The organism is Streptomyces sp. P9-2B-2 (genome assembly GCF_030406865.1).
GTDB classification, from domain to species: domain Bacteria; phylum Actinomycetota; class Actinomycetes; order Streptomycetales; family Streptomycetaceae; genus Streptomyces; species Streptomyces platensis.
The window spans coordinates 7,839,163-7,851,717 of the sequence record NZ_CP129126.1; the positions used below are offsets into that span (position 1 = coordinate 7,839,163).

Here is a 12,555-nt window from a genome sequence, read left to right on the forward strand (position 1 = left end):
ACCGCCTTACAACTGACCCACGTCCGTGACCCGCACGACCGCGCGGCCCTCCTCGTCGGAGGCGGCCAGATCCACCTCCGCGGAGATGCCCCAGTCGTGATCACCGTTCGGGTCGGCGAAAGTCTGCCGCACCTTCCACAACCCGTGCGCGGCATCCTCCTCGATCTGAAGCAGCTTCGGGCCGCGCGCATCCGGGCCGGTGCCCAGCTCGTCGTATTCGTCCCAGTAGGCGTCCATCGCGTCGCCCCAGGCGTCCACGTCCCAGCCGGACTCGGCATCCATCTCGCCGAGCTCCTCGACCTTGTCCAGCGCCGCCAGCTCCACCCGCCGGAACATCGCATTACGGACCAGCACCCGGAACGCCCGCGCGTTGGCCGTGACCGGCCGGACCTGATCCGCCCGCTCCGCGGCCTGCTCCGCCGTCTCCACCTCCGGATTGGCGAGCTGCTCCCACTCGTCCAGCAGACTGGAGTCGACCTGCCGCACCATCTCGCCCAGCCAGGCGATGATGTCCTCGAAGTCCTCGGACTTCAGATCGTCCGGCACGGTGTGATCCAGCGCCTTGAACGCACTCGCCAGGTAGCGCAGCACGATCCCCTCGGTGCGCGCCAGCTCGTAGAACGACGTGAACTCCGTGAAGGTCATGGCGCGTTCGTACATATCGCGGATGACCGACTTCGGCGACAGCGGGTGGTCGCCGACCCACGGGTGACTCTTGCGGTAGAGGCCGTAGGCGTGGAAGAGCAGCTCTTCCAGCGGCTTGGGGTACTCGACGTCCATGAGCCGTTCCATGCGCTCTTCGTACTCGACGCCGTCGGCCTTCATCTGGGCGACCGCCTCGCCCCGCGCCTTGTTCTGCTGCGCGGCCAGAATCTGCCGCGGATCGTCCAGCGTGGACTCCACGACCGAGACCATGTCCAGCGCGTACGACGGCGACTCGGGGTCGAGCAGGTCGAACGAGGCAAGGGCGAACGTCGACAGCGGCTGGTTCAGTGCGAAGTCCTGCTGAAGATCCACGGTCAGCCGGACGATCCGGCCCTCCGCGTCCGGCTCCGCCAGCCGTTCCACGATCCCGCCGTCCACCAGCGAGCGGTAGATCGCGATGGCCCGCCGGATATGCCGGAGCTGGTTCTTGCGCGACTCGTGGTTGTCCTCCAAGAGCTTGCGCATCGCCTCGAAGGCATTCCCCGGCCGGGCGATCACGGACAGCAGCATCGTGTGCGTCACCCGGAAACGGGAGTTCAACGGCTCGGGGTCGGAAGCGATCAGCTTCTCGAAAGTGTTCTCACCCCAGTTGACGAAGCCCTCCGGCGCCTTCTTGCGCACCACCTTCCGGCGCTTCTTGGGGTCGTCGCCCGCCTTCGCCAGCGCCTTCTCGTTCTCCACGACATGCTCGGGAGCCTGCCCGACCACAAAGCCCGCGGTGTCGAAGCCCGCCCGCCCGGCGCGGCCGGCGATCTGATGGAACTCCCGCGCCCGCAGCGTCCGCACCCGCGTACCGTCGTACTTGGTCAGCGCGGTGAACAACACCGTGCGGATCGGCACATTGACGCCCACGCCGAGCGTGTCCGTACCGCAGATGACCTTCAGCAAACCCGCCTGCGCCAGCTTCTCGACGAGCCGGCGGTACTTCGGCAGCATGCCGGCGTGGTGCACGCCGATGCCATGGCGGACATACCGCGACAGGTTCCGGCCGAACTTCGTGGTGAACCGGAAGTTCCCGATGAGCTGAGCGATCTCGTCCTTCTCGGCACGCGTACACATATTGATGCTCATCAGGGCCTGCGCCCGCTCCACGGCGGCGGCCTGAGTGAAGTGCACGATGTAGACGGGGGACTGGCGGGTCTCCAGCAGTTCGGTGAGCGTCTCCGTCAGCGCGGTCGTGCGGTACTCGTACGACAGCGGCACCGGCCGTGTGGCCGACCGCACCACCGACGTCGGCTTCCCCGTGCGCCGGGTCAGATCCTCCTCGAACCGCGACATGTCGCCGAGCGTCGCCGACATCAGGATGAACTGCGCCTGCGGCAGTTCGAGCAGCGGAATCTGCCAGGCCCAGCCGCGGTCCGGCTCGGCATAGAAGTGGAACTCGTCCATCACGACCTGGCCGATGTCGGCGTTCTTGCCGTCCCGCAGCGCTATCGAGGCGAGCACCTCGGCGGTGCAGCAGATGACCGGTGCGTCGGCGTTGACCGAGGCGTCACCGGTCAGCATGCCGACGTTCTCGGTGCCGAACAGCTTGCACAGATCGAAGAACTTCTCCGAGACCAGCGCTTTGATGGGCGCGGTGTAGAAGGTGACCTGATCATTGGCGAGAGCGGTGAAGTGCGCGCCGGCCGCCACCAGGCTCTTACCGGAGCCGGTGGGGGTGGACAGGATGAGGTTCGCTCCGGAGACCACCTCGATCAGCGCCTCCTCCTGGGCAGGGTAGAGCGAGATGCCCTGCTGCTCGGCCCAGCCCGAAAAGGCTTCGAAGAGGGCATCGGGGTCGGCGTCGTTCGGCAGATGATCGATGAGGGTCACGCCCCCCATACTGCCTGTCTTCGCCCCAGATCAGGGAACCGGCGGTCAAAGGGCAGCCCATCGGAAGATCGACAGCGCTGCGTACGGGGCGCCCTGTGGCCCGGCCCTTCCCCTGGAGGCCGCAGATGCAGTCCCGGGAACTACCGCGGCATCTGCCCTGACCTGCGGAAACGTGGGCCACCGAGCCTGAGGATGGTCACCCCTCGCTGGGGTGAGCGGACCTACGGCGCCGAGGGAAGCAAGGCCGTGGCGGCGCCTTGATGCTCTGACCAGCCCCGGCATCGAGGGAGGCTTCCACGCAAGGTCTTTACAACCCGTACACGACTACGAACGCACTGTCGTGGTCGAGGCCTCCTGGCGCGGCAGCGCGCTCGGTGCGTGGCGGAGATCACCTGAGGTGGGTGACCGCTGAGGGGTGAGGGGTGAGGGCGATGCCCGTGCCGAACCGGGAGGTCGCGGGCGGGCGGGAGCTGGTGGACAGGGGGCGTTCGATCGGGGCCACGGTGCGCGGGCCACGGACCTGGAGGCGGGGGAGAGGGGTCAGGGGGCAAGGCGTCGCGCTGTCGAGCGTCGCCTGATTGCGAGAGCGAGCTGGGGTGGGCGTGGTGGGGAGGCCCCAGGGCGCGTTCGTCCCTTTACTCCTGCCCTCGACCCCGCCCCCTCGCCGGTCTCGCCCCCGGCCCGCCCCTCGACCCGACCCCGCCCCGCTTCCGTTCGCCCCGTCACCCGGCTCCGCCCCTGCCGCGCCCCTCTCGCTTCCGCCCCGGAACGCGCAGTGGCTGGGGTCTGCAGAAGGGGAAGGAAGCGGCAGTTGGATGTGATCCCGGAGTCGTCTCCGTCGCCTTGGACTTGCTGTTCCCGCACATCCGGGGTGCCTCTGGTGAGGCTTTCCCGGCGGAGTGGCGATCGCACCAGCCTTGGACTCACGCCTCCAAGCGCTTGGTCCAAGGATGCGGTCCGTATGTCTTGGTGATGGCGTCGACGAGCCACCGACGCTGCCGCTTCGTGAGCAACGGCAGCACCGTGTCGAAGTCCTCTTCATCCTTGGGCCGCGGTGCCTTGGCTTTGTAGTAAAGCTGCACGTCCGGAGCCAGAAAGGGAACGCCCGCAGTCGAAGCCGTTCCCAGAGTGCTGATCGGCCTGCGTACTTGGGGGTCGCGGCGTGACACCCAGTCCTGGCCGTGGGACTCGTCAAGCATGACCTGGACGCGCCAGGGATCATCAGGACCCGGTCGGCACCAGATGTCGTGAACACCGCGCGGAAGGGTCTCACCCGAGGCCCACGGGCGCAAGCTCCCTGGCGGATCCGCAGCCCACCATTGCCAGCCTGCCAGAGCTTGCTGGACCGCGAGCTGGTCACGTCGTAACAGCAGGACGTCGATGTCGCCGTGGCTCCGGAACGGGTGGCCCACGGCGAGTTCGATCGCGAAGCCCCCGGCCACCCACCAGTGGCAATCCAAGCTGGAGAACATCGCGGCTACCTCGCTCAGAGGAGCGGGGTCCCACCTGCCAAAGGGAGCGTGGATGCGTGTCATGCCTCCTATCCTCCGTGGCTGACCGCTGACCGCTGACCGCTGACCGCTGACCGCTGACCGCTGACCGGGCGCGGCACATCACTTACTCACCATCTGTTGATCACAAGCAGTGACGGGTACGGCGATCGGGAGGCCGTCGCGTCCAGGAATACCGACTCCTCGACCAATGACGCCTATCCGCCTCAGGGGCATAGCTACGTCCTGTGCCCCGTAATTGACGCAGCATCAGCCACCTCTGTCCTCGGCAAGCAGCTCCCCAGGCACCCCATGCCTCCGTCAGCAGCAGTGGGCTGGCCCGGGTGGATGGGAAGGAGTTGGCTTACCCGCTCCTCGGGGGGAGATCATCTGGCGCTACGCTGAGTCGCCGACCGGGCGTCAGTGGTGCGGCTCAGCAGTGCGGGAGCGACGCGCCGCGCAGGTGGATGCGTAAGAGAACAAGGGGTGGGAGTAACCATGATGGGACCGGCGCACTCGCTGTCCGGGGCCGCGGCCTGGCTGGGGGTGGGTGCGGCGGCGGATGCCGCCGGACATCCGATGCCCTGGCCGGTGCTCGTCTGTGGGGCTCTGATCTGCGCCGGAGCGGCGCTTGCCCCGGACCTCGACCACAAGTCCGCGACCATTTCACGGGCTTTCGGGCCGCTGTCGCGGATGTTGTGCGAAGTGGTTGACGCCATCTCGCACGGGGTCTACAAGGCGACAAAGATGCGCGGTGACTCGAACCGCAATGGCGGCCACCGCACGCTCACCCACACCTGGGTATGGGCCGTGCTGGTCGGCGGCGGGATGTCGCTGCTGGCGATGCAGGGCGGGCGCTGGGCGGTACTCGGCATCCTCTTCGTCCATATGGTGCTCGCCATCGAAGGGTTGCTGTGGCGGGCGGCACGGGTCTCCAGCGATGTACTGGTGTGGCTGCTGGGTGCGGCCTCGGCGTGGATCCTGGCCGGCGTTCTCGATCAGCCGGGCAACGGTGCGAGCTGGCTGTTCACCGAGCCGGGCCAGCAGTACCTCTGGCTGGGTCTGCCGGTCGTCCTCGGCGCGCTGGTCCATGACATCGGCGATGCGCTGACGGTCTCGGGCTGCCCCGTTCTGTGGCCCATTCCGATAGGCCGCAAGCGCTGGTACCCCCTCGGTCCGCCCAAGGGCATGCGCTTCAAGGCGGGCAGCTGGGTGGAGTTGAAGGTGCTGATGCCGCTGTTCATGGTGCTCGGCGGCCTCGGTGGTCTGGGCGCGCTCGGCTATATCTGACCGGTCGCGCTTGGCTCGCTGCGTTGCCATCTGCTCAGCATCGGATGCCCGCGAGCCGGCGCTCTTCTCGGACGTATGCAGGGCGGCGGCGGGTCCCCGATGCGGTGGTGTCGGCTCATATCGGCTGGCGTGATGAAGGTGGACCGGACGACCTGGTGGCCACCACTTCCAGGGCGGCGCCGGAGGGCGGCGGTTGACCACCGCCGGTCTCAGCCTGACGCCTTTGCTCTCGCGTGGGGATCACCGCCGCCCAGCCCGACCACTGGCAACTTACCCACGAGGTCGGGCTGGGACCGGACTGCGCTGTGACCGGCCGCAGGCCAGGCCGTAATTCGCTTGCCCTGGACATGTATCGACGCTCCACTGTGGCGGGGCACCACGCGGCGTGGTGCCCGTATCCCGGGGAGGCAGCGGCAGCGATGGAGATCCGTTCCACGACCGACGAGGATCTTGACGTCTTCGTCGACACCCTTCATGCCGCGTTCGGGCGCTTCCCGGAAACTCCGACCGAGGGCGGTGGCGGGGTCTGGTGGTCGGCGCTCGAAATGGACCGCAGCGTGCTCGCCATGACGGCGGACGGACGGCCCGTCGGCACGGCCGGTGCGTACTCTTTTGAGCTCACCCTGCCCGGTGAGATTCTCGCCCCGGCCGCCGGGGTGACCTCCGTCGGCGTCCTGCCCTCGCACCGACGCCAGGGCGTGCTCAGCGCGATGATGCGGCATCAGCTTGCCGAGCTGCGGGCCCGAGGGGAGTTCCTCTCCGTACTGCTGGCTTCCGAGGCCCCGATCTACGGCAGGTTCGGCTATGGACCGGCCACCTACACGCAGCGGTTGACGGTGCCGCGCCACCAGGCCGCCTTCGCCCGCCCCCGGGCGCGCGGAACGGCCGGCGCCCCGGCGGTCGGCTCGGACACCGGCTCGGTCGAGGTGCTGCGGCGTGCGGAGTGCGGCGAGATCCTGGAAGAGGTCTACGACCGGTACCGCCGCGCGCAGCCCGGCGCACTGTCCCGGCCGCACCGCTGGTGGGCCTTGGGCGCGGGGCAGCCCCCGGTCGCTCCGGCGCCGCGCTATGTCGCCGTCCACCGTGACGCCGACGGCGTCCCGGACGGGTACGCCAGCTACTCGGTCGAGTCCGGCAATCTGACGGTCGACGAGATCATCGCCACGGACGACGCCGTTTTCACGGCCCTGGCCCGGTTCGTGCTCGGCCACGACCTGGTCACTCAGGTCGTGTTCAAGCACCTCGCGCCCGATCATCCGCTGCGCTGGCAGCTGGCGGACTTCCGCGCCGTCCAGGTGAGCGACGACACGGACTGGCTCTGGGTGCGGCTGCTGGACGTCCCGCGTGCGCTGACCGCGCGCGGCTGGTTCATGGACGGCGAGATCGTCCTCGACATCGACGATCCGTTCCTCGGCGAACGCGGTCGCTACCTGCTGACCGTCCGGGACAGCAAGGCCGACTGCGTCCCGACGGACCAGGACCCCGACCTGTCCCTGGACGTGAGCGACCTGGGCTCGGTCTACCTCGGCGGCACCGCCCCGAGCACGCTCGTACGCGCCGGACACATCCGGGCCCACTGCCCGGGCGCGGCCGCCCTCGCGGACGCCCTCTTCCGCGCCGACCGTTCCCCGCACTGCCTGCACTGGTTCTGATCGCGCGCTCGCCGACCCTGCGCAGGTTTTGTTAGCCGGGTTGCAAGGGGGCTTCGCGGTGCCTGCATGCGTGCTTGCCTTGCTTCCTGCGCGGCGGGGGGGCGGACATGGGCGCACGTCGGGGCCGCGCCCCCGATGTGCGAAAGGGGTGAGTGGGCGTGGCCGGGAGTGGGCGGAGGCGATGGCGGCCGGGCTGGAGCGGGCGCGCCCGTCACCCATGGCCGGACGGTCTGGCCTTCCGGCGGCGGCTCGACGAGGAACTGGTCCGTCACGGCTGGCTCGCCCACGGGCGGGCGGGCGGTCCGGGAAGGGGTCGCCGACCTGGGCACGCTGCTGGCCCTACGACGCCTCGCCTGTCGGACTCGGGCGGGCCGAGTGGCGGGAGTCGACCGAGCAGTACATGGAACCCGGTGGCAGCCGTCTAGGACTCCGAGGACGAGCGGGAGGTCCACGCTCCTGTTGACCGTATCCGTAGGCCCACCGGTGATCTCCTAGGCCGACCTACCGACCTACCGGCTTACCGCCTACCGCAGTGCCGCCGTCAGCCGCATCTAGACCCTTCGCTGCGTGCTTCATCCACCCGCAGAGGGACACAAAGGAGAGCGAGAAGGAGAGCGCGGAGGAGGAAATAGAAGAAGGAAAGGAGATCCCCGCTCCTTTCCATTTTCAAGATATAGCGCACTGGGGGGCTTGCGGCAAGGCCCCCATGGTGCCGCAGAATCACCGGCCTGAGCCGGAATGCAGGAAAATGGGGGATGCGGAATGCGTGCGGTGCTGTCCACGTATGGGTCGCGTGGGGATGTGGAACCGCTGGTGGGGCTCGCGGTGCAGTTGCGGGCGCTTGGTGCGGAGGTGCGGGTGTGTGCGCCGCCGGACGAGGAGTTCGGGGACCTGCTGGACGGGGTCGGCGTGCCGATGGTGCCTGTCGGGCCGTCGGCACGGGAGCTGACGGCTGCGGCGCCGCCGCCGTCATCCTTCCCCCGTTACGCGGCCGAGTTGATCGCCGGCCAGCTCGACGCGGTCACGGAGGCGGCCGAGGGGTGTGATGTGCTGGTGGCGACCGGCATGCTGCCGACCGCGGCCGGGGCGCTGTCGGTGGCCGAGAAGCTGGGTATCCGCTCCGTTTCCGTGACCTTCCAGCAATTCGGTCTGCCGTCGCCGCACCATCCGCCGTTGGCGTATCCGGGCCGGCCGTTCCCGCCGGGCGTGACCGACAACCGGGTGCTGTGGGCCCTGGACGCGGAGAGCATCAATGCGCTGTTCGGTGTGGCGCTCAACACCAACCGGGCAGCGATCGGTCTGCGCCCGGTGGACGATGTCCGCGCCTACGTCGTCGGCGACCGGCCGTGGTTGGCGACGGACCCGGTCCTGGACCCGTGGCAGGAGTCGGCGGACCTCGATGTCGTGCAGACCGGCGCGTGGATCCGGCCCGACGCACGCCCCCTCCCGGACGGCCTGGAGGCGTTCCTCGGCGCCGGGGGACCACCGGTGTACGTGGGGTTCGGCAGCATGCCCCTGCACGCCTCGACGGATATCGCTCGGGTCGCCATCGAGGCGGTTCGCGCGCAAGGCCGCCGTGCTCTCGTCAGGCGTGGCTGGGCCGACCTGGAGCTGATCGACGACCGGGACGACTGCTTCGTCGTGGGCGAGGTGAACCAGCAGGCACTGTTCGGCCGGGTGGCTGCCGTAGTGCACCACGGTGGCGCGGGCACCACGACGACGGCTGCCCGGGCCGGTGCGCCGCAGGTGGTGGTACCCCAGGCGGCGGATCAGCCGTACTGGGCCCGCAGGGTGGCCGAGCTGGGCATCGGCGCCGCACACGACGGGCCGACCCCGACCGTCAACTCCCTGTCTGCCGCGCTCAGGACGACCCTGACCCCCGAGACCCGCGTACGAGCGAGGGCCGTGGCCGGCACGATCCGCACCGACGGGGCGGCGGTGGCCGCGAAGCTGCTGCGCGACGCGGTCAGCTGAGAGAAGCCGTCGATGTCCGCGTGAACCGCGCGAGATCGCCCAGCCAGGACCCGGAAGCACACCACAACCCGCAGACCGTGGCGACCTGAATCGACAACCACAGCGGGCTGGATCAACCACGCCACGGGCCGAACCAACAACGACCACAGGCTGAACCAACAACACCACGGCCTGACCCACCAACGCCCCCGAGCCCATGCCCGCCGGAGCGTAGCCAGTCACGTCGCCCACCAGTCGCCTCCCCCCATCCCAAACGCCGCACCTCCCCGCCACACCCCCGCGCCCCCCTCAGATCGGAGCCACACCGTGCACCCGCTGACCACCAGCGTGTTTGACCTTCCTGACCGCCTTTCCTCCAAGGCCGACCCGGCGCTGATCGACGATGACGAGCGGCACTTCGCGGCGCTCGCGGAGAGCCTGGAGCAGTCGATCGCCGAACTGTCCGAGCGTCTCGATGCCGAGCGCAGGGCGCCCGGTGGTGTGGGGCGGCAGGCGATGGACCGGGACGCGGAGGTCCATCGGCTGACCGCGCGTCTGCGTGCGCTGCGGCGCTTCGGACTGGATCTGTGCCTTGGCCACATGGTGAGCGCGGACAGCCCCGAGCCGGTCTACGTCGGACGGCTTGGCCTTACGGACAGCGCGGGGCGCCGGCTGCTGCTCGACTGGCGTTCTCCCGCGGCCGAGCCGTTCTTCGGAGCCACCCACGCCAACCCGATGGGGCTGACCAGCCGCCGTCGGTATCGGTGGACCCGCGGCCGGATCAGCGACTACTGGGACGAGGTGTTCACCTCGGACGGGTTCGCCGGGCATGCCGCGCTCGACGATCAGTCCGCCTTCATCGCGAGTCTGGGCGGCAACCGGTCGGCGCGGATGCGCGATGTGCTCGGCACGCTCCAGGCCGACCAGGACGCCATCATCCGTGCGGGATCCCGTGGCGCTCTGGTCGTCGACGGCGGTCCGGGTACGGGAAAGACGGTCGTCGCGCTGCACCGTTCCGCCTACCTCCTGTACTCCGATCCCCGTCTCGGTCACCGTCGCGGCGGTGTGCTGTTCGTCGGTCCCCACCGGCCCTACCTGGCCTATGTCGCCGATGTCCTGCCCAGCCTCGGAGAGGAGGGCGTGCAGACCTGCATCCTGCGGGACCTGGTCGCCGAGGGAGCCACCGCAGCGGTCGAGGCCGACCCGGAGGTGGCGCGGCTGAAGTCGTCCGCGCAGCTGGTGCAGGCGATCGAGGCGGCCGTCAGGATCTACGAGGAGCCGCCCGCCGAGGGGATGACGGTCACGACCGACTGGGCCGATATCTGGCTGAGCGCCGACGACTGGGCCGAGGCGTTCGACGCACCGGAACCGGGTACGCCGCACAACGAGGCGCGCGAGCAGATCTGGGAGGAGCTGCTCACGATTCTGCGGGACAAGTACGACGGCGACGTCTCGCCTGACATCTTCCGCAGGTCGCTGCTGCGCGACGAAGAGCTGGTGACCACCCTCCACCGCGCGTGGCCGCTGCTGGAAGCGGCCGATCTTGTCGGAGACCTGTGGTCGGTGCCCGCCTACCTGCGGATGTGTGCTCCGTGGCTCAGCCCCGACGAGGTACGGAAGTTGCAGCGCAAGGAGGCTCCCCAGGCCTGGACGGTGTCCGACCTGCCGCTCCTGGACGCGGCACGGCAGCGGCTCGGCGACCCGGAGGCGGCACGGCGACAGCGTCGGCACAAGGCCGCGGTCGCCGCCGAACGCGAGCGTATGGCCGACGTCATCGACAACGTGCTCGCGGCCGATGACGACGGTGAGGGCGCGGTGACGATGCTGCGCGGGCAGGACCTGCGGGACACCCTGGTCGATGAGTCCGTGCTGCCCAGCGTCGAACCGGACCTGCTCGCGGGCCCGTTCGCGCATATCGTCGTGGACGAGGCGCAGGAACTGACCGACGCGGAGTGGCAGATGCTGCTGCTCCGCTGCCCGTCCCGGAGCTTCACCATCGTCGGGGACCGTGCTCAGGCCAGGCACGGGTTCACCGAGTCATGGCAGGAACGGTTGGAGCGGGTCGGTCTCGACCGGGTCAACCTGGCCTCGCTGAGCATCAATTACCGCACGCCGGAAGAGGTCATGGCGGAAGCGGAGCCGGTCATCCGGGCCGTGCTCCCGGATGCGAACGTGCCGAGCTCCATCCGCAGCAGCGGCATCCCCGTCGTCCACGGCTCCACCTCGGATCTGGACTCGATCCTCGACACCTGGCTCGCCGAGCAGAGCGACGGGATCGCCTGCGTCATCGGCGACCCCGCTTTCCGGGCCCCCACCTTCCGGGCGACGTCCCGCGTCCGGTCGCTGACCCCGGAGCTGTCGAAGGGCCTGGAGTTCGACCTGGTCGTCCTCATCGACCCGGAGGACTTCGGTCAGGGCATCGAAGGAACGGTCGACCGCTATGTCGCGATGACCCGGGCGACCCAGCAACTCGTGATCCTTACGAGCAGTTGATGTCCCGGCCGGACGAACGTCCGCCGCCGGCCGAGTGCGTGGCGGGGGCCCGGTCGCCCCGCACCAGCCCCTGACGTCGGCGACTTCGAGCGATGCGGAAGGATGTCCGGGCTCCTGCAACCGATGACGAGGGAACCGACAACTGTGACCCACCAGCCGCCGCAGACACCGCCATCCGGATATGGCGCCCCGCTGCCGTCCTACCCCGGTGCCCCGGTTGCGCCGCAGAACGGCCCGACGCCGCCGACCGGAATGCCGGCCCAGGGTGGGGGCCCGGGCTTCACGCCGCCGCCTCCGCCGCCTCCCCGGCGCCGTACCGGACTGATCCTCACCATCGTCCTGGTCGCCGTCGTGCTGCTCGCCGGGGGTGGCTACCTGGCGTGGTCGCAGCTCGGTGGTGGGGACGACACCGAGGCGCGGCAGGGACAAGAGCAGAGCCAGGGAGGGGAACAGAGCCAGGAACAGGGGCAGAGCCAGGGCAAGGGCCAGGGCCAGGGCAAGAGCGAGGGGGAGAACAACTCCAAGGGGCTGGCCACGCCCAAGGTCGTGAAGTCGGGCCCGGCGGCACTTCGTTACGACGCGAAGGCCACCGCGGCGATGTATCCGCCGGAAAAGCGGAAGCCCGCGCTGTACCCGGAGTTGAAGGGCCTGACCCAGACCGACTCGGTCTACCTTCCGCAGAACCAGCCCTCGGTCACCCTGGGCGTCCACACCGGTGCGGGTGTGGTGTCCGACCCCGCGCAGCGGGTGAAGGCGGCCTTCGGCCCGAACAAGATGGCCGTCGCGCCGAAGGACTTCGCTCTCCGGGACCCCGACGCGAAGGGAGCCGTTCTGCGCTGCGGGGTCGCCGACGGCGGCGGCGACTACATCCCCCTGTGTGTCTGGGCCGACAGCACCTCGGTCGGTGACGTGACCGGCCTGGACGGGGCGGTCTCGCGTTCCCTCAAGAAGATCGACCTGAAGACGCTGGCGCAGCAGACGAGCGACCTGCGTAAGGCGATGCAGGGCGGCTCCGCCGGCTGACCCGGCCTCCCGCACATCGGAACGGCGGCGCCGCCTTCATGAGGTCGGCGCCGCCGTTCCGTGCGCCCGCGCCGACCTCGCGTCCGTGCCGCTCGCCCGGTCGCCGTACGGCGGCATCAACGGCCGGGCGGGCA

7 protein-coding genes are annotated in these 12,555 nt (G+C 69.5%); 5 read left to right on the forward strand and 2 right to left on the reverse strand.

Annotated elements, in window-relative coordinates:
* Window positions 1–6: 6 nt before the first annotated feature.
* Entirely contained in the window at window positions 7–2,520 is a 2,514-nt protein-coding gene (locus QT196_RS34430) for a DEAD/DEAH box helicase (protein WP_168482577.1), read from the reverse strand.
* Window positions 2,521–3,443: 923 nt separating this feature from the next.
* Window positions 3,444–4,055 (reverse strand): amino acid transporter, encoded by a 612-nt coding sequence (locus tag QT196_RS34435; protein ID WP_290356336.1) that lies wholly within the window; start codon window positions 4,053–4,055, stop codon window positions 3,444–3,446.
* A gap of 453 nt (window positions 4,056–4,508) precedes the next feature.
* Between QT196_RS34435 and QT196_RS34440 the strand changes: the two genes are divergently transcribed.
* The 5 genes from QT196_RS34440 to QT196_RS34460 all read left to right on the forward strand — a co-directional run bounded on the left by QT196_RS34440 (window position 4,509) and on the right by QT196_RS34460 (window position 12,421).
* Window positions 4,509–5,300, forward strand: a complete 792-nt coding sequence (locus tag QT196_RS34440) for a metal-dependent hydrolase (RefSeq protein WP_168482579.1) — start codon at window positions 4,509–4,511, stop codon at window positions 5,298–5,300.
* A 419-nt stretch (window positions 5,301–5,719) separates the two neighbouring features.
* On the forward strand, window positions 5,720–6,952 hold the full coding sequence (locus QT196_RS34445) for a GNAT family N-acetyltransferase (protein ID WP_266732568.1): 1,233 nt from the start codon (window positions 5,720–5,722) through the stop codon (window positions 6,950–6,952).
* Between the two features lie 762 nt (window positions 6,953–7,714).
* On the forward strand, window positions 7,715–8,926 hold the full coding sequence (locus tag QT196_RS34450) for a glycosyltransferase (RefSeq protein ID WP_290356337.1): 1,212 nt from the start codon (window positions 7,715–7,717) through the stop codon (window positions 8,924–8,926).
* 306 nt (window positions 8,927–9,232) lie between these two features.
* On the forward strand, window positions 9,233–11,398 hold the full coding sequence (gene helR / locus QT196_RS34455) for an RNA polymerase recycling motor ATPase HelR (protein ID WP_266732572.1): 2,166 nt from the start codon (window positions 9,233–9,235) through the stop codon (window positions 11,396–11,398).
* Between the two features lie 144 nt (window positions 11,399–11,542).
* Complete coding sequence (locus tag QT196_RS34460) at window positions 11,543–12,421, forward strand: hypothetical protein (RefSeq protein ID WP_266732574.1); 879 nt, start codon at window positions 11,543–11,545, stop codon at window positions 12,419–12,421.
* Window positions 12,422–12,555: the final 134 nt, after the last annotated feature.